The organism is Crateriforma spongiae (genome assembly GCF_012290005.1).
Lineage (GTDB): Bacteria > Planctomycetota > Planctomycetia > Pirellulales > Pirellulaceae > Crateriforma > Crateriforma spongiae.
The window spans coordinates 245,742-268,678 of sequence record NZ_JAAXMS010000005.1; the positions used below are offsets into that span (position 1 = coordinate 245,742).

General features: G+C 56.5%; 19 protein-coding genes and 1 tRNA gene. 8 read left to right on the forward strand and 12 right to left on the reverse strand.

Annotation, left to right across the window (positions count from 1 at the left end):
- Nucleotides 1-2 precede the first annotated feature (2 nt).
- Together HFP54_RS15055 and HFP54_RS15060 are read right to left on the reverse strand one after the other, a co-directional pair.
- Nucleotides 3-1,070 (reverse strand): NAD-dependent epimerase/dehydratase family protein, encoded by a 1,068-nt coding sequence (locus HFP54_RS15055; protein WP_168565755.1) that lies wholly within the window; start codon nt 1,068-1,070, stop codon nt 3-5.
- A 286-nt stretch (nt 1,071-1,356) separates the two neighbouring features.
- A complete protein-coding gene (locus tag HFP54_RS15060) occupies nt 1,357-2,415 on the reverse strand; it encodes a sodium:calcium antiporter (protein WP_168565756.1) in 1,059 nt (352 codons plus the stop codon).
- A gap of 257 nt (nt 2,416-2,672) precedes the next feature.
- Between HFP54_RS15060 and HFP54_RS15065 the strand changes: the two genes are divergently transcribed.
- Nucleotides 2,673-3,035 carry a hypothetical protein gene (locus tag HFP54_RS15065; protein WP_168565757.1) on the forward strand — a complete coding sequence of 121 codons (363 nt, stop codon included), beginning with the start codon at nt 2,673-2,675 and terminating at the stop codon, nt 3,033-3,035.
- 105 nt (nt 3,036-3,140) lie between these two features.
- On the opposite strand, the gene HFP54_RS15070 is transcribed toward HFP54_RS15065, so the two are convergent.
- Both HFP54_RS15070 and HFP54_RS15075 read right to left on the reverse strand, forming a co-directional pair.
- On the reverse strand, nt 3,141-3,677 hold the full coding sequence (locus HFP54_RS15070; protein ID WP_168565758.1) for a DUF1269 domain-containing protein: 537 nt from the start codon (nt 3,675-3,677) through the stop codon (nt 3,141-3,143).
- Between the two features lie 129 nt (nt 3,678-3,806).
- Nucleotides 3,807-4,007: a zinc ribbon domain-containing protein gene (locus tag HFP54_RS15075; protein WP_146413202.1), complete on the reverse strand. Its 201-nt coding sequence runs from the start codon at nt 4,005-4,007 to the stop codon at nt 3,807-3,809.
- 221 nt (nt 4,008-4,228) lie between these two features.
- On the opposite strand from HFP54_RS15075, the gene HFP54_RS15080 reads away from it, so the two are divergent.
- Nucleotides 4,229-5,041 (forward strand): SDR family oxidoreductase, encoded by an 813-nt coding sequence (locus tag HFP54_RS15080; protein ID WP_168565759.1) that lies wholly within the window; start codon nt 4,229-4,231, stop codon nt 5,039-5,041.
- An 80-nt stretch (nt 5,042-5,121) separates the two neighbouring features.
- Nucleotides 5,122-5,613, forward strand: coding sequence for a Dps family protein (locus tag HFP54_RS15085; RefSeq protein ID WP_146413204.1), 492 nt, complete (start codon nt 5,122-5,124; stop codon nt 5,611-5,613).
- Nucleotides 5,614-5,769: 156 nt separating this feature from the next.
- Here HFP54_RS15085 and HFP54_RS15090 read toward each other — a convergent pair whose 3' ends face one another.
- Nucleotides 5,770-7,155 (reverse strand): phospholipase D-like domain-containing protein, encoded by a 1,386-nt coding sequence (locus tag HFP54_RS15090; protein ID WP_146413205.1) that lies wholly within the window; start codon nt 7,153-7,155, stop codon nt 5,770-5,772.
- Nucleotides 7,156-7,426: 271 nt separating this feature from the next.
- Here HFP54_RS15090 and HFP54_RS15095 point away from each other — a divergent pair, with 271 nt between their 5' ends.
- Together HFP54_RS15095 and HFP54_RS15100 are read left to right on the forward strand one after the other, a co-directional pair.
- A complete protein-coding gene (locus tag HFP54_RS15095) occupies nt 7,427-7,687 on the forward strand; it encodes a GlsB/YeaQ/YmgE family stress response membrane protein (protein ID WP_168565760.1) in 261 nt (86 codons plus the stop codon).
- Nucleotides 7,688-7,766: 79 nt separating this feature from the next.
- Entirely contained in the window at nt 7,767-8,252 is a 486-nt protein-coding gene (locus HFP54_RS15100) for a pyridoxamine 5'-phosphate oxidase family protein (protein WP_168565761.1), read from the forward strand.
- Between the two features lie 204 nt (nt 8,253-8,456).
- Here HFP54_RS15100 and HFP54_RS15105 read toward each other — a convergent pair whose 3' ends face one another.
- Nucleotides 8,457-8,624, reverse strand: coding sequence for a hypothetical protein (locus HFP54_RS15105; RefSeq protein ID WP_168565762.1), 168 nt, complete (start codon nt 8,622-8,624; stop codon nt 8,457-8,459).
- A 452-nt stretch (nt 8,625-9,076) separates the two neighbouring features.
- Here HFP54_RS15105 and HFP54_RS15110 point away from each other — a divergent pair, with 452 nt between their 5' ends.
- The 3 genes from HFP54_RS15110 to HFP54_RS15125 all read left to right on the forward strand — a co-directional run bounded on the left by HFP54_RS15110 (nt 9,077) and on the right by HFP54_RS15125 (nt 11,535).
- A complete protein-coding gene (locus HFP54_RS15110; protein WP_168565763.1) occupies nt 9,077-10,291 on the forward strand; it encodes an AI-2E family transporter in 1,215 nt (404 codons plus the stop codon).
- Between the two features lie 581 nt (nt 10,292-10,872).
- Entirely contained in the window at nt 10,873-11,304 is a 432-nt protein-coding gene (locus HFP54_RS15120) for a hypothetical protein (RefSeq protein WP_168565765.1), read from the forward strand.
- Nucleotides 11,305-11,461: 157 nt separating this feature from the next.
- Nucleotides 11,462-11,535, forward strand: a tRNA-Met gene (locus tag HFP54_RS15125).
- Nucleotides 11,536-12,121: 586 nt separating this feature from the next.
- Here HFP54_RS15125 and HFP54_RS15130 read toward each other — a convergent pair.
- The 6 genes from HFP54_RS15130 to HFP54_RS15155 all read right to left on the reverse strand — a co-directional run bounded on the left by HFP54_RS15130 (nt 12,122) and on the right by HFP54_RS15155 (nt 22,885).
- Nucleotides 12,122-13,369 (reverse strand): Nramp family divalent metal transporter, encoded by a 1,248-nt coding sequence (locus tag HFP54_RS15130; protein WP_315853903.1) that lies wholly within the window; start codon nt 13,367-13,369, stop codon nt 12,122-12,124.
- Nucleotides 13,356-14,393, reverse strand: a complete 1,038-nt coding sequence (locus HFP54_RS15135; protein ID WP_235951841.1) for a DUF2891 domain-containing protein — start codon at nt 14,391-14,393, stop codon at nt 13,356-13,358. The genes HFP54_RS15130 and HFP54_RS15135 overlap by 14 nt, the downstream gene beginning before the upstream one ends.
- Nucleotides 14,394-14,752: 359 nt before the next feature.
- On the reverse strand, nt 14,753-16,165 hold the full coding sequence (locus HFP54_RS15140; RefSeq protein WP_168565767.1) for a sulfatase family protein: 1,413 nt from the start codon (nt 16,163-16,165) through the stop codon (nt 14,753-14,755).
- A 2-nt stretch (nt 16,166-16,167) separates the two neighbouring features.
- Nucleotides 16,168-17,697 (reverse strand): sulfatase family protein, encoded by a 1,530-nt coding sequence (locus HFP54_RS15145; protein ID WP_235951843.1) that lies wholly within the window; start codon nt 17,695-17,697, stop codon nt 16,168-16,170.
- Between the two features lie 66 nt (nt 17,698-17,763).
- Nucleotides 17,764-19,890 (reverse strand): sulfatase family protein, encoded by a 2,127-nt coding sequence (locus HFP54_RS15150; protein ID WP_315853904.1) that lies wholly within the window; start codon nt 19,888-19,890, stop codon nt 17,764-17,766.
- A gap of 109 nt (nt 19,891-19,999) precedes the next feature.
- Nucleotides 20,000-22,885, reverse strand: coding sequence for a GH116 family glycosyl-hydrolase (locus tag HFP54_RS15155; protein WP_168565769.1), 2,886 nt, complete (start codon nt 22,883-22,885; stop codon nt 20,000-20,002).
- Nucleotides 22,886-22,937 lie beyond the last annotated feature (52 nt).

The following is a 22,937-nucleotide window of genomic DNA, read 5'->3' on the forward strand; positions in this document are numbered from 1 at the left end:
CGTCAGTCCAACCCATTCTGTTTGCGGAAGTGTTCCGGATTCTGTTGGGCCATTTGAACGATCCCGGTCAAGGTTTCGCGCAAGTCATGCTTGGGTTTCCAGCCCAACAGTTCTTCCGCCCGAGAGATGTCCAAGGCGTAGTGGTCATCAGCCATCTCGACCATGTAGGGCTTGATGAACGATTCACCACCGCTGACGGTGTCATTGACCGCGGCGCCGACTTTGGCGACCGCCTTGGGAATCTGGACCGTTGCCCAATCTTCGCCGTGCAACTGCTGGCCGATACGGTCTTGCAGTTCGCCGTAACTGGGCGGATCGGGTTCACCGATCAGAATCGCTGTTTTGGGCTCAATGCGGTCGCGGCGATTGACGGTTCGGACAATCGCTTCGACCGCGTCGTCGACGTGCACCGCGGATTGTCCATTCTCTCCGTCGCCTGGATAAAAGTGTCCTTGAAAGTCTTTCTCGGCGATCCGTTTGATCTGTTGGACCAGCGTCGGCTGTCGACCGTAGTCGGTGTAGACGCCCGCGATCCGTAGAAACACCGAAGACACACCGGGATGCCCTTCGCGAATCAACCGTTCGGTGGCAATCTTGCTTTCGGGATAAGCCCACTTCGCTTGCAGCGGGCTATCTTCGCCGATGCGTTCACCCACGGCACAGGGCTGATGAACCAGCATGGTGCTAGTGAAGATGAACTGTTCCAAGCGGAAATCGCTCAACCCGTTCAATAGCCGATCAGTACCATTGATGGTCACTTCACGATAAAGATCGCTATCGGCGCCGCTGAAATCGTAGTACGCCGCCATGTGAACCACGCTTGCCAAACGGCCACCGGTTCGTTCGTGTACCTTGCGAAGCGCGCCCTGAACATTGGCGTAGCTGGTCACGTCGCATTCGATGTCATGAACGTGCCGCAAGTGTTTCGGGGGCTCGGGAAGACCGACGCGGTCAAACCCGAACACTTCGTAACCCTCTTCAGCCAAACGTCGACAGACGGGACCGCCTAACAGCCCGGAGCTGCCCGTGACGATCACCGCCGGGCGATCCTGTTGATGTTGTTCTTGCATTGTTTGGTCGCTCCTCGATGAACTTCTTTCACCGCTTGACATTCCGAAAATGGATTAGCGCTGTCGGCCGTCTTCCGGCCAGCGGTCGGCCCGTTTTCGGTTATCGCCTGAACATAAGTGCGGTTTGTTAAAATTGCTGTTGTTCGAATCGTGAGGGTCGCAATCGCTGTGCCACAAAGAATCGCTCCGGAGCGATGGTCGGTATGGGGACGGCAATAAAGTGATGACTTCGTTCGCGTCGCTTGCACGATCAACGCAGTGACATGAGATGCGGCATTCGCGGGGATTACAGCGTGGAATAGATGGTCATGCCGATGGCATAGACGACCAGGACGGCGAAGGAATCGATTCCCATGCCCAGGAATGTTTTGTCTCGCCGCTCCAGGACGCCCCACAGGTACAGACAAGTGACCAAAATGCCCAACGCGGCCAGGAAGGCCGACGATGGTGCGACCGCATTCATGATGCCTCCGTCGCGATACGCCAACTCGGCCGGCAAAAATAACGCGACTTCCAAACTATTGGTGCCCAGAATGTTGGCCGCCGCCATGCTGTAGGCACCGAAGCGGACTGCGGAATAGGTCGTGCTTAATTCAGGCAGACTGGTGGCCACGGCAACCAAAGTGGCGCCGATGAAACCTTGGCTGATTCCCGTCTGGTTCGCCAACGCTTCGCCGCTTCGCGCGACGAAATACCCACCGACCAATACCGCCAGGCCGCTTAAGCAAAACAATCCTATGATTGATTTTGTGCTGACGTTCTTGAATGCGTCGTGAAAGCTGTCCTTCAGGTCTTTGGCCGACTCAGGCGGCTGGGCCACTTCGCCGCGTGGTTCCCAGCGGGGGCTGCCTTCATAGCGATAGATCACGGCCATCGACGCCACATAGGCGACAAACAGCACGGGCGGCCAAATCCCAATGCCCTGCCACACGTACCGGTCTCCGCTGGCGATCGCGGCACAGGCAAGTGCGATCATCGCGATCAACATGATGCCGACCAGCAGCAGAGAGGATCGCGGTGAAAACAGCGTCAGCGGTTTGCCACGCAACACAAAGGCATCAATGAACGCCAAGACAGCGATCTGCATGACGATACCGCCCAACAAGTTGGATCCTGCAAGCGTGGCGGCGCCCGACCAACTGGCAGTGACGGTTGTTGCAAGTTCCGGCAAGCTGGTCGCGCCGCCCAACAGCATTGCGCCGGCGAAGGCTTGGCCGACACCCGTGCGTTCGGCAAACAAGTCAACGTAGCGGCTTAGTTTCGTGCCCGCCAACCAAACGACGCATGCTGCAACGGAAAAGATGACCACATTGATGGGGATCGAAAACTGTTGAAATTCAAGCATGCCCTTGGTCGGCTGCAACCGCCGCGCCGTCTTGTGGTGTGGACGTGTCGAGAACCGCCAGGGGAAAGAACCAGAGAAAAGGACTGCGCTGGACAAAACGCGTCAGGTTAGCGGAGTCGCCCGTGTCTCCGCGATTGACGAACAATCCTGCGGATAAACAGCGTCACGGCATGTCGATTGCGTCTTGATTAAGTCATCGGCGGCCATTCATCGGCGGCCGTTCAATTCCACCGCAACTTGATACAACGGAGTCCACCATGGCAGATCCCAAACCCAGTGAATCCAACCCGCAGATTGATGAATTGTTCGATGAGCTGGCAGAACTTTGTTGCCAGTGCCTGCAAGGCGATCAATCCCACATGGCCGATCGGTCCGAAGCCTTGTTGAAGTCGTTGATTCAGAACGGCTACGCTCGCAAAGACGGCAGCATCCAAGCGGAAATTGAATCACGCGCTAAAGATGGCTGTCGCGAGTCGGCGATGCATCGTGGTGGCGAGCTGTCGGGGCTGACTAAGAATCTTCAGGACCGGTTCGATCGCTTGGCCAAATGGAACAGCGACAACCCTCCATCGGACAACCAAGCCAAAGCGGCCAATATCAGTTCCGCGACAGACGCCTGATCTGCTTCGGCATCTGGCGACGCAAAGCAAGTTGCTTTGCGTCGCAGTCGCAGGTTGCCGCCCCTCGCATGCTGCACGGCATCGGCCACCGCGGACGCAACGATGCTACGCTGCATCTTCCTCGCGAAGGAAGACTTCCAGCGTCACAGGGTCGACGGTTTTTAAAATGCGTTCCGCTTCACGCAGCTTCAATGGTTCGTCTTCCATGATGATCAATCGCGACCCTTCCTCCACGCGTTGTTGATACGTTTTCGCGTTCTCGGTTTGAACTCCGGTGTTGGTCAGTGCGGCGATCAAGCCACCGCCGACTGCACCAACGGCCATCCCGGCGATCGGCCCGGCGACCAAAAATGGGCCGACCAGACTTGCAGCGCCGATTGCGCCCCCGACCAAGCCGCCGGTCATCGTGGTCGCGGAGGTCAGCTTTTCACTGTCGACCTTGTTGGCAGTTCTCTGTCCCGTTTCCGGAGTGTTAGCTGTATCGAACTCGTCGGATCGAACGACGGTCGAGATTTGTTGTTCATTGAAGCGGGCTTTCTGCAACGCCAACAGGCCGTTGCGAAACGCTTCGTCGCGGCGAAACTCTGCGATCAGGCAATTTTTGTCGACAGCCGAATGTTGGCGGGGTGTGATGCTGGACATGAAGAACATCCTTGGATGGGAAGAAAGTAACAAAGTGGTCGGCGATCGGGTTCTGCGAAGTCCACGACGGACAAGATTGAACCGGATACGTTGCCCCACGAAGTGGATTGCAATCGGCGATACAGGCGATTAGCGACGCGGATGGCGGTCGGACGTCTTGTCAGACTCACTGGGATATCGCAGCGGTGGATGTTTGGTCGGCGTGATGTCACCGGGATGTTCGACGTAGATCTTGTTACCGCAATTGGGACAGGCGACTGCGCGGTCATCGACGGACTGCTGACAGTTCGGGCATCGCACGCGATTCAATGGTGCTGACTTAGATTTCATGGCTCTCACCGTGTTGATCGAGACTTGAGTGTTTTCCTTTGTTGGAACGTTTCATTGTTGTTAGCGATGCAAGGGCCATGCCGATGAAGGCCGAAAACACTTTGGCGCGATATCTGCATCCGGGGATCTTTCAGGTGAATCCCTGCGTTGATGGCCACACCGTGACCGAAGACCGCTGCGATTCATTGGACTGATAAGCAACTCATACGGAAATTCACTGAATGAATCGTCGAACAGCCATCGTGACCGGCGGAAGCACCGGCATTGGACGGGCGATCGCGATCGAATTGGCCGAGTACGGTCACGATGTTGCGATCACGTATCGATCCAGTTGCGACAAAGCCCAAGAAACGGCGGACGCGGTGGAAGAGGCGGGCGGCCGGTGCTTTATCCACCAACTTGATCTGTCATCGCCCGAAACCGCCGGTCCGGTGGTCGACCAGGCGGTCGATCAGTTGGGCGGTCTGGATGTGCTGGTCAGCAATGCCGGCATGATGGTTCGACAGACAGTACCAGACTTGGACCTGGAAACGGCACGAAAGATCTTCGATGTCAACGCGATCGGCGCCGCCATGCTGATCCAGCGTGGCGTGCAGCACATGGTGCCCGATGGGGATCTTTCGCAGGCACGTCCGACACCAGGTCGCGTGATCGTGGTCACCAGCGTTCATGAAACGATTGCCAATCCACAAGACACGCTTTACACGATGACCAAGCACGCACTTGGCGGCTTGGTGAAATGTTTGGCGTTGGACCTGTCGCCACGAAACATCACGGTCAATGCGATCGCTCCGGGTGAAGTCGCGACTCCGATCAACGGCATGGATGCGGACGATTTCGACGACGTCGATCGACCCGCGATCCCCGTCCGACGTGCCGGCGCACCCAAAGAGATTGCCGCCGCGGTACGGTTCCTGGCATCCGACGACGCCGGGTTTGTTACCGGTGCCAGTTGGGTCGTTGATGGCGGTCTGAAAGTCGCCGCGCCGCTGGCGGCTAGCGGCTTCCGAAAGTCATATCTTCAACAGGGATGACGCGGAAAACGGCGACCGAATTTGTCCTGACTTATTAGTCCCACTCTCTCTCCATTTTTGTTTCAAACAAAGGAAATCGAATGTCCACGACGACAACCGTTTTTAAACGCAACATCTTGGCCGACAGCGATAACGAAAAGACTGCTGAAGTCCTGCAGTCGAACCTGACAAACTTGGTCGACTTGGCACTGTTGCTGAAGCAAGCTCACTGGAACGTGGTCGGCCCCAACTTCCGCAGCGTCCACTTGCAACTTGACGAAATCATCGAAACCGTGCGTGACGGTAGCGACGAAGTGGCCGAACGACTCAGCACCCTGGGCGTTGCACCGGACGGACGTGCCGGCACCGTCGCTTCCGACAGCGATTTGGCACAGTACGATGCCGGGTTTGTCTCCGTGAAGCAAACAGTCGACAACGTCGCCGATGCACTGAAGACGGCGATCGAAGGCCTTCGCACCGGCATCGAAACGGTGGGCGACTTGGATCCGATCAGCGAAGACATGCTGATCTCCATCTCCGCGCCGCTTGAAAAACACCTTTGGATGGTTCAGGCCCAGCAAGCGGACGTTTGATTCGCTTCGGCATTCTGCCGAAACCTCGGATACCACAGCGGTCGGTCCTTCGGACTGGCCGTTTTTTATGCGCCGACCGATTCGTTTACGATCCACTGGGTCCACGGCCCGAATGAACGAACCTTCCGCAGCAGGCCTTCGGGACGACTTTGGTGATTACAGTTCGGAAGCGAACAACCGCACCAGCACGGACATCATCCGACGGAACAGCGAATCGTCGATGACGCCGCATTCGCTCTTCTCCAGAAGGTTTTCGTACCACGCTTTCAGTTTCTCGATCGTTTCCCGATCGTGAACGGCGACGGACAGTTCGTAATTTAAAAAGAACGAGCGAATGTCGAAGTTGGCCGAACCAACCAAGGCCACCTCGTCGTCGACCAACCCGACTTTGGCGTGCACCATGCCATCGGTATAGCGATACAGTTTCGCACCGACCTCAATCAGGTCTTTCATATAGTCGTATCGGGCGTAATCGACCGGCCACAGATCGCTGCGGCTTGGGACCAGCAACCGGACATCCAATCCACGACGACACGCCAGTTCTAGCGAACGCATCGCGCTGGGGGACGGGACCAAGTACGGTGTGCAAATCCACACCCGATGTTCCGCTTGGTGAATGGAGTACTGCCAAAAGTCTTCCAGGATTTCTTCCGGCCCATCGGGGCCGATCGGAACGACGGTCAAGCGGGATGATTCACAGTCGGCACCTTCGGCGGGAGTTTCGATTTTGCTGGGCGGCAGCGTTTCGTCGGTCACAAAGTTCCAATCGCTGCAAAAAACCGCCTGCAACTGTGCCGCTGCCGGGCCCTCGATACGTACGCTCAGGTCGACCCAAGCATCTTTCGGTGGATCCTCCGCGATTTCTTCCTGCACCAAATTCGCGCCGCCCAGGATGGCCATCTTTCCATCGACCACCATCAACTTGCGGTGATTTCGATAGTTCAAGTAAGCCAAACGGCTGAGCTTCGATAGCGGTTTAAAACGTCGCGCTTTCCCGCCGGCTTCCCGAATTGCTTCCAGCTGGTCGTCGGACATCTGGAACGATCCGAAACCGTCACACAACAATCGGACTTGCACCCCGTCCCGGGCTTTGCGGCACAATCGTTCCACGATTTCCTCAGACGATTCACGTTCGTCCATGATAAAAGTCATGACGTAGATCGCTTCCTGTGCCTGATCGATCATGTCCAGATAGGCGTCGTAGACTTTGTGGACTTCCGTCAAGATCTCGAACTCGTTCCCGATCGTCGGGGGACGCAGCCCGCGCGACTGTAGCAGCGATTCGAATCCGTCGCCGTGATCAGGAACCTCTTCATCATCCTTGGGCAAATCGACCAAGCGTCGGGACGCATGCTCGGCGGAGATCTTTCGACCCCCCAGCCACAAGAACAACAGCAGACCAATGGGTGGCGTCAAAAGAATCAGCCCCATCCAGCCCAAACGCCCGACGTTGTGGCGGGTGTCGTTGCGGATGATCGTCATCGCGACCAGCGTCAACAAAGCGCCGAGGACACTGCTTAGGTAGGCGACGATCCAGATCATGTTTGCGATTGAGGTGTTCAAAAAGGGGCAAAGCGAAAACTGCGATGCGAACGCGACGTTAGTGTAGCGACCGTTTGTCGACACGAATTTGCCGGCGGTGAATCTTCACGTCCAACAAGTTCCGGTCATAAATCTTTGCCGGCGGCCAAGCTTTCGGCACGGTGATTGCGATTGCTATGCCAGTGTCAGGCGAACCCGCGTGTTTTGGAAATTTCCCAAGACATGTGGGTTGGCGAATCAAACACAACCTTCGGACAGGAGCTTTCTAGCCATGTTGGTGCCCATTTTGGGTTGGATCCTTTTTGGTTTGATCATCGGTGCCATCGCACGGTTGGTCGTTCCCGGTCGTCAAGACATCGGAATGCTGCGAACCATGCTTTTGGGCATCGTCGGATCGTTCGTCGGTGGTTTCGGCGGCTGGCTGTTGTTTGGCGGGTCTCCGCTGCAGGCATCCGGATGGATCGGGTCGATCCTAGGTGCCGTCGTGGTTTTGTTGATCGCGGTTCGTTCGCCCAGCAGGGCCACCGGCTGATCGACAGGGCACGCGCTCTACTGAACCGCCACCCACGCATCCGTCGCGGATCAACGTGATAGAAAGAGGAATTTTGAGAATGAATACTGAAGAAAAATTGGTCAATATCATCCAAGCGTTCGACAATGCCATGTTGGTCACCAAGACCGATGACACCAAACTACACGGGCGTCCCATGGCGGTTGCCGAAGCCACCGAGGACGGTCATCTGTGGTTTGTAACCGATCGCAGTTCAGGAAAGATCGCCGATCTGATGCTGGACAGTGACGTTGCCGTTACTTTCCAATCGGACCGCCGCTTTGCCACCGTCAGCGGGCAATGCCATGTCGTCGATGATCGATCCAAAATCGAAGATTTGTGGAAAGAAGCCTGGAAAGTCTGGTTCCCGGGTGGTCCGTCGGATCCTTCGTTGACGCTGCTGCGTGTCGATCCGGAAATTGGTGAATATTGGGACAACTCGGGTTTGTCGGGCGTTCGCTATCTGATCAAAGCAGGCAAGGCCTATCTACAAGGCGATACACCGGAAACCGATGAATCCATCAATGCAACCGTGGACATGAAGTAGGCACTTGCACCTGATTGCGAACATCTCAATCGGCTTGTCGTTGTCATCTGGCTATGACAAGCTGTATTTCATGCGCCGTTTCTTTTCTTACGCAGTTTCGGCTTCTTATGCAGTTTCGGGACTGAACAGGCATAAAAAAATCCCGCGCAAACGAATCATGTTGCACGGGGAGGCGAAGATGGTTGGATCTGTTGAGATTTGAAATCAAAACGTCCAGTAAACCAGGGCGGCGATTCCGACGACACCAGCAAGGATCACCAAGTAGCTCAGTGCGACCAGTGCGAAGGGGGTTCCTGGTGCGGCCTCGCCGACTGAATGCTTGTTGTCTGTGATCGCCTCTTTCGTGTTTTCAAACGCGCTTTTGTCTGCCATTTCTCTTCATTCCAAGTTTGGTTGCTTCGATGACCAAGATCATCGCGGCCATCACTCTTTACACAATCGCAACTGGCGTGCCACAGCCGCCGCGTTGCGAAAACCTGCCGCCGATGCTTCCAGGCCGACGCAAAAGAACCCGTCAGTTGTTGGATGATCGTCCAACGCGGTGCCACGTCGATCATTGGGGCGAACGTCGAAGGGGTTCCCCATCAAGCCGCTGACAACAACCCGCTGACAAGTGGCGATTGCTATCGACACGAATCACGACGAACGGTCCGCCGTTCGCCGTCATCTGGTGACCACAGCGGTCGACTGATATGAAAGCCAATGGCAGATCCGCTTATACGGCGGAAACCTTCAACGGATGATCCGATCAAGGGTGGTTCGACGCGTCCAAATCAAACGTCGCATAACCATCGAAACCTTTGCAAAGCGAAGACGAAGCGTCGATGAATCAGTCCAACGACAAGTCCGCAGACGGCAACGCCGCGCAAATCGGATCGAGCAATCAAGCTTCCCCACGGTCGCCCGGCGAAGACGACACGGGACAAGAATCGAAACCCGGCGAAGGCACCGGTCGGCTGAACCTTTCCGGTTACGCGCTGATCGCGTTGTGCTTGCTGGTCGGCGTGATGTTCTATCGCATCGTGCAGCCGTTCCTGATGGCATTGGTCTCTGCCGCGATTCTTGCGGTTTTATTCCATCCTTTTCACGACTGGATTCAAAACAAGGTCGGGGGACACCGCCGGGTTGCCGCGGGGATAGCCGCGTCGATCATCTTTTTCCTGATCTGTCTGCCCATCGCCGCCGCGTTGGCTGTGGCCGGGACCCAACTGTTCGACATCAGCGAGTCGTTGATGGAGGTCGTCGAAGATCCCGAGGATTCGGATTGGGCCAGGCGAATGGACCGATGGGAACAACTCTGGATCGTCCGTGAAGGCATGCAAGCCTATGGGCGTATTGGTGACGAAGAAAAGGTTCGGCTACGCGAATTCGCGGGCAAGGGGATGCAGGGGATGGCATCGGGGCTGTACGAAAAGACGGCTGGTTTGATCGCCAACTTGATTCATTTGGGGATCAGCATCTTCGTGGCCATGATGGCTTTGTACTATTTCTTTGCTGATGGCGATTCGATCATGGCAGAATTGCATCGACTTTCGCCGCTGGGCCGTCGCGACGAAGACAAATTGATCGATCGTTTCGGACGTGTCTGTCGCGGCGTCGTCATGGGCAGCGTCGTTGCGGGACTGGCCCAAGCCGTGTTGGCGGGCATCGGCTATACGGTGGCCGGGGTTCCAAACGTCTTTCTGATGGCCGCGTTGACGATGTTCTTCTCGTTCGTTCCGTTCTTGGGTGCTGGTTCGGTGGTGACGGCGATCTCCATCTACCTGGCCTTCGACGGTCAGTACGCGGCTTGTGCGGGGTTGTTGATCTACGGGTTCATCGTGGTCGGCTCGGTCGACAACATCATCAAAGCAAAATGGATCGGTACCGAGGCGTCGTTGCATCCACTGGTCGCACTGGTTTCGGTCATCGGTGCCGTTCAGTTTCTGGGTCTTTGGGGCATCTTTTTGGGGCCGATGATCGCCGCGTTCTTCTATGCATTGCTGCAGTTGGTGCGGCAGCGATTCACTCCAGTCGACTCGGCATCGTCGGCCGCGTAGAAGAAAGCTTCGCCGTGTCGGGGAACCCGCCGGGCTGACGGTGCGTCCAACGCCCAAGCGAGCGTCCGAAAACAACTATCATGGTGATGGACGGACGTCATTGATTGTCAATCGTTTTCGCGGTGGGTGTGGTGCACCAGGATTCCGATTCCGCGATGCCATCGCAGGATCCATTGGGGGACAACATCCGTTGCGGCACGATGAAATATTGCGACGGTCGCGAACGAACCATCAATACAATCGGCCGATCAAGACAATCAGTCATGACAAGCCACCAAAATAGGGATACCACGATGCGGCGTGTGATGTTTCCAGCTTTGACAGGGATTGCACTGACGGCATTGTGCTGGACGGTGGTCGTTGCACAGCCTCCGCGTCTCGGTCAGTCCCAACCGAGTGACACCCGCGCCGACTCTCCGCCATCCGGCCCGTCGTCACCCCGCTTCGGCCAAGCACCGGCCAGCGTCTCTCGGGCAAGCATTCAGCCGGCAAACGTCACACCCGCCAGTGTTGCCGCGGACCGGCGTGCAGGGACGAACCCTTCGGGAATGGGCGTCCAGGATCGGGGTGGTCAAATCCCGATGAAGGAAGCGCGTGTGCAGGTGTTGTGGTTGATCGAATCCGACGACGCAAACCGCGCGGTCTATGACGGTCCAGCGGCCGACGGTTTGGCCTCGGCCGGCTTCGGACGGTTGGTGATCGGCGCGTCCAACGTGTTGACGACGTCGGTTGGCCAGCGGGCAATGGTCAGCGGCACGGGACGCTACGGATCGCTGAATGTGTCGCTGACGCTGTTGAACACCACCGATGTCGGGGAATTGCAAATTGCCGCCAAACTGCAGACCCAAACCCCGTCACCGTTCCAGTTGGACACGACCACTCGAGTGCCGGTCGGTCGTTGGGTGTTGCTGGGGGCCGCGGAGACACGAGCGATCCATCCGACGCACGTGCAAGACGGGCACCGCAGCGTGATGATCCTGCGAATCGACCCCGGCGTGCTGGTCCTGCAGTAGCGAATTTGGCCGGCCAGTTTTGTGGCATTGTGGCCTTGGCGACCAGGCCGGTGTGACGCTAGAATCCCCGGCTTGACGCGGCCAGCCTGGCGACGGGCAGCGCTGCACGTCACGTTCGGCCGGCGGCGATTCAAAGCTCCGCCGAATCAGCCACCACGGCGGCATAGCTCAGCTGGTTAGAGCAGCGGAATCATAATCCGCGTGTCGGGGGTTCGAGTCCCTCTGCCGCTACTCTTGCGTCTGACGGCCCAAGACGATCAAAGCCAAACACGGATAACCACTGCGTTTGGCTCTCTTTTTGCGCCGCCCCTGTTGGCGCCTCCACCACGATTCGAATCCCGTGGCCCAAAGTCTTGAGCGGCAAGGCGCTAGCCGCCGGTTCGTCGCCCCTACTTGCCGCGATCCATCCGATCTTGAGCTCCTTTCACGCGCCCTTTGCACCAATCCTCCAGAACGTGCTGCGGCTGTTGCCCGCCCTTCTTCCACTTCATTCAACCGCGAGAATCACCCGGCAACCATGAACCATACGTGGTCCATGTGATGAGCGTTATCGGTTCATTGAACTCGTCTGGCATATCAACATCGTACTAATCGCATCGAACCGGCGGCTAGCGCCGTGCCGCTCACGAATACAATTTTGTGAGCGGCAAGGCGCTAGCCGCCGGTCCCACGGTGAAGCCGATGAACGAGGTTTTGGGCAACGCGTCTCGCATGTGTCTAAAGTAGCCGAAGACGTCGTTTGCACCGGTGACTTCGCCGGTTTCCTTGTCTCATCGGAAATCACAAAAACGTGAGCGTCAATGTTTCCAAGCCGCAATCAATGAAACAGAACGGCGATTCTCCACAAACCAAGGAGAGCTACCGCGACGACGACCAGACGCGCGGAATGCACCCTCAGTCTGTCCAGTGACGTCGTTCGGCTGTCTCGTCTGGGAGATGTGGCAACTAGCAGAAACAAGGCGACGATTGGCAGCAAAAGACCGTTGGTTAACTGTGCGAAGACGATTGTTGCTGACGGGCTTTTGCCGAACCCCAACGCGACGGAACCTCCGATTGCAACGACGCCAATCGCAATGCTTCGGAACCGGGTCGACGATGGATCGACTGACCAACCTAGGCAACCGCATACCGCATAGGCGGTGGCCATCGGAGCGGTGATCGAACTCGTCAGGCCCGCGGCGAACAGACCGATTGCAAACGCGATAGCACTGGCTTCGCCCAGAGTCGGTTTCAGCTGAAGCGAGATGTCGTCGACGGATTTCAATTGAGCCTGCGTATCGAAAAACGCCGTACTGGCGGTGACCAGAATCGATGCCGTGATCAGTCCGCCAAGGCAAACCGAACCCGTGGTGTCCCAATCGGACTGAATCACAGATTCGGATATCGGCCGATTCTTCCAAGTCTCTGCCGCACTACTGGCGTGCAAAAATAGGTTGTAGGGAACAATCGTGGTTCCAATGAGCGCAAGGGTGAGCGTTAAATCCTGGGAACTCAGGCGGGGAATCGCCGTTGCCCAGGCGTTGCCACTGACCGAGGGAAGCGATAACGCGGCGGTACAAAGGAACGAAACGCTCAGGATCGCGACCAGGCCGACCAGAACGGCATGCAGAACACGATATCGCCCCACCAGAAGAATCACGCAGGTGCAAATGACGATGATCGCAAGCCATGTCTCTGGACTTCCGCCGACGCACGCGTGGACTCCGATTGCAGCACCGGTCAGGTTGCCGGTTTGGTAGGCCGTATTGCCAATTCCAATCGCGGAAATCACCAGAGCAATCGCGGGCTTTAAAAGTGGTGACTGGGCCAGCGTATCGCGGATCGACTCACCCAGTCCTTTTCGACCAATGATTCCAAGTCTGGCCGCAAGCGACTGCAAAACGATTGTCCCGAAGCACGCAAAGACGATCGCCCACAGCAATCCAAGGCCTCGCTCCGCTCCCGCCTTGCTGGCGGTAACCACGGTCCCCGGCCCGATGAATGCAGCGGTGATCAGTAGCCCGGGACCGATGCGAAAACCGCGGCCACCTTCGCTGGATGATTCGGCACGATCAATCGCCGACACTGGAGACCCCGACTCGCTTGACCGCGTAGAGCCCAAAGGTTGCAAGCCAGTGATCACCCTCGTAGTGTCCGCTGTTGATGTATGCCAACCCGGCGCTCCGATGCATTTGGGCGCTTTTGCTAATTGGATCGCGAAGTGGGTGGTCTGCGGGAAGTGCCGCTGCGACCGATTGCATGCACCATGCGCGGTTCAAATTCAGACCGGCCAAGTGAACGATTTTTGGATCCGTGACGTCGCTGACGCCGACTGGCGTGATCGTGCCGTCAGTAAGCTGTTCGGACAATTCCGGAACGAATCGGTCCAGCCACGCAACAAACTTTCGCTGCGGCAAGACACGCCGCATCAAGTCCGCCTCGTTCCAACACGATGAAAAGAAATCGTGCCCCGAAGGTTCATAGTTTACGGGGTAATCCACATCGTCTTCGTAGAATGACTTGGTTCGATTTACGACCAGCGATTCCAGTTCTGCGTGGTTCATCTGGCGGGCGTAGTCCAGGATCTGTCCAAGGGCGAACCCGGTGTCGGTGTGTTGCCCGATTCGAATGGGATAGGTCAGAAGCGGCAGGTAATCTTTGATCCGATCGACCAAGACGATTTCCAAAGGACGAAGGTTTTCACGCCATTGTTCCGCATCGGGGTCGTCCCAAGTGTCGACTTCCATGACCAGACGCAGGAACCACGCCCAACCGTACATTCGTTCGAACGTCTTCTGCTCGTCCTTGGTAAAGAAGTCTGCTTCCTTCTTCAGGTTGGCCGCAGAGAGGTGTCGACCGAGAACCTGCCGTATTCGTGGTGCTGATTCGATCGAGGGATGATCCTTCAAAAGCCGAACGAGTAACCAATGTCCGTGGACGCTGCTGTGCCAATCGAAGCAACCGTAGAAGGCGGGGAAATGTTGTCGTGGTGTCTTGATCTGTTCTTCGCTCGAATAGACCAACGAAAGCTTGTTCGGAAATTCGGTATCGACTCCCTTCAAGACAAGCTTTCCCCATTCGTTTGCGACCGATGCATCCAAGTCAGACATCGTCGGCTCGATGGATTGCACCGAAGTGGTGGAGACCGCTATTGCCATGATCGCTAGCGACAAAATGGCATAGGAAATTGAGTTTCGACGCGGTTGCCGTCTGATCATCTGCTTCCAATCCATTCACGGGCTCATCGATAGAATTCAACAGGAATCGATGATTTCAACCAACGGAGAAGACTTTGGCAATGCGAAGTCGCCACTTTGAAGCGGAACTCGCAACCGAAACCATTACCGGTATCGACGAATTGAAAGAAGGACCTTTCGATCGGCGGCGTCGTTCTTGACGGCAACCGATCTCGGGTGGAATCGTGTTTGCGACGAAGATTTGACCTTTCGATGCCTTCGTTGATTGAAGCCTACTTCGACAGCGGTCTGGGGTCGTCGACGAACGCGGCGGGACGACTGTTTTCGGCGATGTCGCGGGCGAAGGTGGCAAGATGCTGTTGCAGACGAGCGACAACGTCGGGGTGCGATTCGATCACGTTCTTCGTTTCGCCGATGTCGGTTGACAAATCGTACAACTGTGCGGGCTTGCCACGATTGATGTGCAGTTTCCAATTGCCGCACCGAACCGCCGCAAGCGTGTTGCCGCGGTGGTAAAAGAAACACTCGTGCGGTGTTGCAGACTTGCCGATCAGCGTGGGCCAAATGTCTTTGCCATCGATCACGCGATCGCTGGGAACGGATGCTCCGGCAAGCTTCGCAAAGGTGGGCAGCAAATCCATCGTCGTCATCAGTTCGTCGTTGGTCTGGCCTGCCGGGATCTTGCCAGGCCACCGAACCACCGTGGGCTCTCGCATTCCGCCTTCGAACGTGGTTCCCTTGTTGCCGCGTAGCGGGCCCGCACTGGCGAACAACGAGTTTTTCGGCGGTCCGTTGTCGGAGGTGAACAGGACGAACGTGTTTTCGTCCAATCCGTTGGCGTTCAACGTGCTAAGGATCTGTCCGACGGACCAATCGATCTCTGCGATCGCTTGACGGTAAATCTTGTCTCGCGTGCGATAGTCGATGTTGCCGTCTTCTGCGTTAATTGCGTCGAGCGTTTCCTGGGCGACGCCTTTCATGAACGGGGGTGATGCGTGCAGCGGTGCGTGGGGAATCGGGTGAGGGACGTACAGAAAGAACGGTGCATCTTGATGTCGTTCGATGAACGAGACCGCGGCTTCGGTCACACGCTTTGTCAGGAAGTCGGCGTCGGGTTCCATTTCCACCACCGTGTCGTTTTCCAGCAGCGGCAGCGGTGGAAACTTGTAATGGCTTTGTCGAGGGTGGAACGGATGGATGTCGTGGCTGTAAGGGATTCCAAAGTATTCGTCAAAGCCTTGCTTGGTGGGCAAGAATTCCGGTTGGTCACCCAGGTGCCACTTGCCAAAGATCCCCGTGCTGTATCCGGCGGTCTGCAATACTTCGGCGATCGTGATCTCGCGGGGATGCAATCCTTTTCGATCGCCCGCAAGCAAGACACCGAAATTCGATCCGGTCGCCATGTCGATTCGCTTGGGGTAACACCCGGTCATCAATGCCGCGCGTGACGGTGTGCAAACGGGGGCGGCAACGTAGAAGCCGGTCAGCTTCATCCCCTCGGCCGCCATTCGGTCGATGTTTGGCGTGTCGATGTGGTCGCCGCCGAAACAGCTGAGGTCACCGTAGCCCTGATCGTCGGTAAAGATCACAACAAAGTTGGGCTGTCTGGATTCGACTGGAACACCTTGCAAACACAGCAGGAGCAGCGTGATCGATCCCAAAGAGGTCGTCTTGATTCGACTCATGGCTATTTTGCCTTGTCAGTGGATAAATGCTTCGATTGTTTTGCCGCGGGTTTGCGCGGGGCGGGAACCGGAGGTCGTGTTGGACGAGGACCCGTTAGATCAAAGAATCGCATGTTTTCCCCGACACGGTCGAAGTCACCCAAGTCCTTTCGCATGTCTTCGGCCAGGGCGACCAGCCGCCGGACGACTTGGGGATTCTGGTCGGAAACATCGGTGGTTTCGCCAAGATCGTTTTCCAGGTCGACCAGGAAGGGCTGTGCAAAGCCCACGCGATCCGCCGGAGCGATGTGCATGTTGCGACCGAACGGGGCGGCGCCGATCGGTTCCTTTTCCCGCGGCAAGTGAAGTTTCCATTTGCCTTGGCGGACCGCCTGCAAATGAACACGCAAGTAGTAAAAGTACGCTCGGTCGGGATCGGCCGAGGCAAAGTCACCGTGGAATAGATGGCGAATGTCTTGGCCGTCGATCACTCGGTCCGAGGGAACCTCAGCGCCGGCCAATGCGGCAAAGGTCGGTAGCACATCCATCGTTGTTGCAATCGATTCGCACGTGGTTCCGGCAGGCACGCGACCCGGTCCCCACAGGATGGCGGGAACGCGAACGCCGCCTTCGAAGACGGACACCTTTCCGCTGCGAAGTGGTCCGGCCGAACCACCATGATCTTTTGGTAAATGCCCATCGGCAAAGTTCTTGTTTTTGTTCAGCCAAGGGCCGTTGTCGCTGGTGAACAACACGTAGGTGCGATCATGAAGTTTCAGCGATTCAACCGCATCAAGGATTCGCCCCACATTGAAATCGATCTCTTCGATCACATCTCCATACAAACCACGCGGACTGGATCCTTTGAAATCTTCCGATGCCGCAAGGCGAGTGTGTGGCATGGTGTGAGGCAAATAGACGAAAAACGGCTCGTCCTGGTGACGCTTCATGAATTCGATCGCTTGATCGGTGTAACGCCGCGTCACCGTTGACATGTCGGTTTTGGGGTCGATCAGAGTTTCGTTGCGGTACAGATTGGCAATGCGATCGTTGCTGGTGGGGGTGCCGTAGAAATAGTCGAACCCCTGACGTGTCGGAAACAGATCCAAAAAGAAATCCGTTTGCGAATGCTTGGCCAAGTCCCATTTTCCAAAGCATGCGGTGGCATAGCCTTGTGTTTTCAAGACTTCGGCCACGGTGATTTCATCCTGATGCAGAATCGGGTGAACTTGCTTGGTGTTTCCTCGTTCGGCGACTCGCATTGGATAACAACCGGTCATCAACGCGGCTCGTGATGGTCCACAGATCGGTTGTGCATAAAAACTGGTGAACTTCATCCCCTGCGACGCCATCGCATCCAAACGTGGCGTGCGTATGTCGGGCGACCCAAAACAGCCGACATCCTGATATCCCTGGTCATCGGTGAAGATGACCACGAAATTGGGCTGGGGCGTTTCGTCGGCGCGGACGGCGATGACGCAGCATAAAAGACACGCCAGCACGCCGATGCGCGCGGCCCAAGGTGCAAGATGCATGCGAAATGCGGAAGTCATGGAATGCGTGGATCTCGGTGAGGTGCGGTTTGTGTGATGCGATGAAGCGATCATGAATTGGCCCCTTTATTCGGGATACTGGTTCAAGATCTGAGCATCCATTTGAAAGTTGTCAGCGGTCACGTGCCCCCATCCGGTCTTCGAATGGTCGACAATCTTCAAGAACATCTGTTTGCCAACAAAAGGCCGCAGATCGAAGGTCGCGTTTTGCATGGTTTGATCGTTGATGCCATGAGCCCGGCTGACTTCTTCGCCATCGGCGGTGCACAGTGCGACGTAAGTCTTTGGGCCCCCGCCGCCACCGACACGAAAGGTCATGGTGTCGCCTTGGGGGACAAACAATGGTGACATGATCACGCCGGTTTGCTTGTCGTCGCCCTTTTCGGCACCGGCAGACGTTTCCAGTGTCGAAAGGTAATACTGACCCTGCTTGTTGTAGTCATGACCGTTGTGGAAGAATTTCGCACGACTTCCGATGATGTGGCCAAAGCGACCGTCGACGATTCGCCAAGGCTGCAGCGTGCCAGACTCAAAATCGAACGACGCACTGCGATCACTGGGAGTGGCGGGAATCTTTTTCGCTGGCGATCCCTTTGGCTTTTGCCTGCCTTGTCGCGACGGCGTCGGTTTGGCAGGAGCGTAGTCCTTCAGGATCTCGCTCATTTCTTTGACGACTTGCGGATAATCCTGATACAGGTTTTGGGTTTCCCGAACATCAAATTCCAGATCGTATAGCTGTGCGGGAGGCGCATCCTTGCGGATCTTTCCGTCTTCGATATCGCTGTTGACCGAACCCACAAAGGTGACCGCCGGCGGACCGGCGAACGTGTGGTCGCTGGGTTTTCGGCCCCCAAATCCACCGCTGCCTTTGGCGGGAATGTATTTCCATTTGCCTTTTCGAAGCGACAGGTGGGTGCCTTTGTGGGGTGCCAGGACCAATTGTTCGCGAATCGGTTCGGCAGGTTGATCGATCCATGCCGACAGCATGTTCAAGCTGTCGGCCTGTTGTTCTTTGGTCAGTGATTGGCCCGTCAGTGCTGCGAAGGTCGCCAGCATGTCGACATGGCCGATCAATTGGTCCGACGTCGTGCCGGCTTTCACTTTGCCAGGCCAACGAATGATCATCGGAACACGGTGGCCACCTTCCCAGACGCCGAATTTGAAGCCAAGCAATTCGCCGTTCTGACGGTGCCCTGCTTCAAAGGCGGCCTGACCACCAAAGTTGAACATGCCGCCGTTGTCACTGGTGAAGATCACCAGGGTGTTGTCGGTCAACTGGTTGTCATCCAGACACTGCAAAACCCGGCCGACCATCCAGTCCAGTTCGTGAATGGAATCGCCGTACAAGCCGCATTGGCTGGTACCCTGAAATCGCTCTGCCGGAGTGAAAGGGTGATGGATATTGGTGGTTGCCAGATACAAAAAGAACGGATGGTCCTTGTTCTGCTCGATCCATTGAACCGATTTTTCGGCAAACTTGGTGCCCAGTTCATAGTCGTTGAACTGCTTGTGTGCTTCGATGGCTCCGGTGAAAGCGTTGGCACTGCGCTGGGCGGCTTCCGGTGGAATGGGCGTGATCGGTGTGGCGTTCTTCGCATTGCGTCCGACATAAACCAGCGGGTCGTCGGGATCACTGCCAACGATGCGATCGTTTTCGACATAGACATAGGGCGGCGCGCTGTTGACGACCGGCATGCCAAAGTAGTAATCGAAGCCCAAGTCCTGGGGACCCGGACGCAGGGGTGGCTGCCAGTCGTTGGTCCCCGATTTGAAACCCAAATGCCATTTTCCCAAGACCGCGGTTTTGTATCCGCTGGTCTTGAAGACATCGGCGATCGTGGTCTTTTCGGTGTCGACAATCAACGGCGAAGTGATCGGTGCAGGGCCCCACACACCCTGGCCGTTGTTGGCACGAACCGGGTATTGGCCCGTCAATAGCGCATATCGCGACGGCGTACAAACGGCGGATACCGAATGGGCATCGGTGAAACGTCGACCTTCGGCCGCCAGTTTGTCGATGTTCGGTGTCTGGACTTTCGTCGCGCCGTAGCAACCCAGGTCACCGTACCCCAGATCATCGGCAAAGATCAAAATCACATTGGGTGGGGCCTCTGCGGCATCACTGTTGGGAACAGCCAAAGTCCCAACGAAGTAGGGCAGAAGCAGAACGATGAACCGAAGATGGATTGGCACGGTGGGAACCTCGAAAGATGGAATCGGGGCAGTTGTCGCCACGAGGGAGGAGGCGAACGCGGTGGGCGTGGTAAGCGATGGGAAGGACTGGCACAAAAAGTAAGGAATGTTAGAACAGTTCAACGTCCAGCGATTGTCCGGCATTGATGTCCAAGCCGGCGGGGAAACGAAGGACGTGCTGCGATCCATCGGTCTCCAAAACCACGGGAACGTCTTGGTCTTGCAGCCGCGCGGTCGCACTGGTGGCCGACACACCGGCAACGGCCTGTAACGACAGCTGATTCAAATGCAGCGTTCCGTAACGTAACGCAACCGACGCGGACAATGTTTGCTGGTCAGTTTTCTGGGTGAACGTGCCCCAACCCTCGGCCGTCGTGAATGCGGCTTTGAAGTGATCGGGCGAAACGCGAGGTGCGAAACCCAGGTGACCTTTGGGCCCATGGTAATGAAAACCACACGCCGCTAGGAAAACACCGTAGCTTGCCATCGATCGCGCGTAGTGATCGCTGCATTCGATTTCGTTGTAGGGATTGCGTTTGTCGGCGGCATATCGTTCGTGTACCGACTTGGTGATGGCGAGGCCTTGCTGAACGAGCTGGCTATCGGGTTCGCCCTCATAGATCATGTGGGCCGCGACCTGGTATTCGAATCCGTTCATGCATTCGTTGAAGTAGCCACCCGGTCCGGTGTACACCTCCGGGTTGTCTTTTGTCCGCAAACCGTTGCCGGGAATGGCCTGGGTCGCACCGCCTTTGGGCCAAGTGCACATCAGCAAGCCGGCTTCGCCCGGCATTGCGTACCAACGGAACGCTTTTTCGATCTGGATATGATCCAGTGAATACTGTCCCGCATTAGGTGCGAAATTGTATTTCCAAAGACTGTTCAGTGCCGAAACCGTTTCTTGTTTGGGGATCACTCGGTCCAGGTCCACTTGTCCGATCCAAGCTTGCCCCAAGACTTGGTCGATATGACAGCCTTTGTTGGAGTTCAGTGCCGTGACGTTCGGGTCCGGTTTATGAATGAAGTATTCACCGTCAAACAGTTCATCGACGATTGTTTTGGATCCACGGTCGATGATCGTCTGACATTGGTTGGCGAAAACATCGTCGCCCATTTCCGCAGCCATCGCCTGACCGGCAGCCAGCGCGGCCAAATACATGCCACTTAGCCAAGCGATTGGACCATACCAGGATGCGTCCAGGGTATGAGGCTGTTTTCCTTCCAACAGTCCGTTGTCGTCACCATCTTGGGCAATCAGGTATTGGATCGACTTCTTGACGTTCGGCCAGATTCGTTTCAGGAATTTGTTATCGGGTGCGATCTGGTGCTCGCGGTAAGCACGCAGAATCGTTCCGGCTTGGCCATCGATTGCGGGGGTGTGATGGTTTTCAGCACGATGTCCAATGATGCCAGTGTCGGAATGGAATCCGATGCCTTCCCGATAGTCGACCTTTTCCCGAAACGCACGTTCGATGTCGGGAAAGATTCGCGCCAAAGCTTGTGCGTAGTGCCAAACGTGGGTGCACGTGCCGGGGCAACAATCGACGCCTTCCCAACCGTAGGGTCGACCGTTGTCGAACCAATGAAATGTCTGGGTGGCGATGCAGTCGATCGGAATGAAACTGCGATCCAACAACCAGTGCGGCAGTGTGCTGTCGTACCAAGTTTGGTTCCACAATCGTGTGTTACCCAACAAACGCGATTTGTTTTCGGTCAAGTAGTTGGCAACGCCGTCGGCCGAATCAAACCATGCGGCGTAATGCCGGCGTAACGTTCCGAAATCACGAATCCCCAGCATCTGCGCTCGACCACGGCCCTTTTCGTTGTAGTCGGGGAAGAACCAAGTGATGGCAAAGTCGATCGTTCGCGATTCCTGTGGTGCTAGATCAAACGTCGTTGCCAGTCCGCCGACCAGCAATTCGTCCAATGGCTTTTCGACGGCATCCACTTGTAGCCCGTTGATCTGTTCCCACAATCCATCGGGGCTGTCAGGATCGGTCAGGGATGTCGCAGCGCTGATCGAAACACTGTCGTCTGTTTTCCGGTCGTGCAGAACTGTCAGGGCCATCGATCCGAAGCCGTGCTTGGTTTCGACGCCCGCACCGCTGATCGAACTTAGAATCTCGACGCACCCATCAGTCTGCATACACCGATTGGTCCGCTGACCCAGGCCGGTTTCGGTGGTGTAGGGACAGGTCGCGTTCTGCATCCAACCGCCCAAGTCGATGGTGATCGGTGTTTGGGATGTGTTGGTGACTGTGAAGCTCATCACGGTCGCGGGCAACGCAGAGTCCGTAGAGTTCAGCGGAATGAAGGGGCTGAACGCTTCCAAATCGATCCTGGCGGGAAAACCGCGGTCGCTGTAGCCGACCTTGCCGATCGGGTATTCCCCGCGAAAGTTCACGTCGGGAAAGCCGATTTGATCCAGCGTGCGAGTTTCGCTGTTGCCATCAGCGGTCGCGCGGATCAAGAAGCCTTGCGAGACATCCGCACCATTGCGATTGGTGTACGTTTCGCCGGCGGGAACCGGATGCGCGTAATGGCCACCCAAGGTGAAGGCAGCGATCCGTTGACCGTGGCCGCGTTCGCGGGTGTAGTTGCATTTGAAGATGTCCCACAGCCACAAACGTCCATCACCACCCAAGTAGATCTGTCCACACCCGATACCACCGACTGGCATACCGATGTACTTCAGTTGTGATCCGGTGTAGACCTCCGGCTGGTCGCGCCGGGTCAATGAAGCCAGCCACTGTGGCGTTAGCTTTTTATCGGCGGGAATCAGGTGACCGGATGCATGACGATCATCGGAAACATCCGCTTCGGTGAATGGACCGGCCATCGTGTTGTGTCCGGCCGAAAGCACCGCTGCGCCGGCACCGAGCGTCGTTAAGAAGCTTCGACGTTCGATTGACGGTCCACATCCGCACGCCGACGAGCAACCGGATTCAAGGTCGTCGCAGCGGCTGGTTTCGTGAGGGTTTGCTTCGGTGTTCATGCGATTGCCGCGAAAGGAAATGGAGTCAGATAGCGGTAAAGTTGGGGCAATT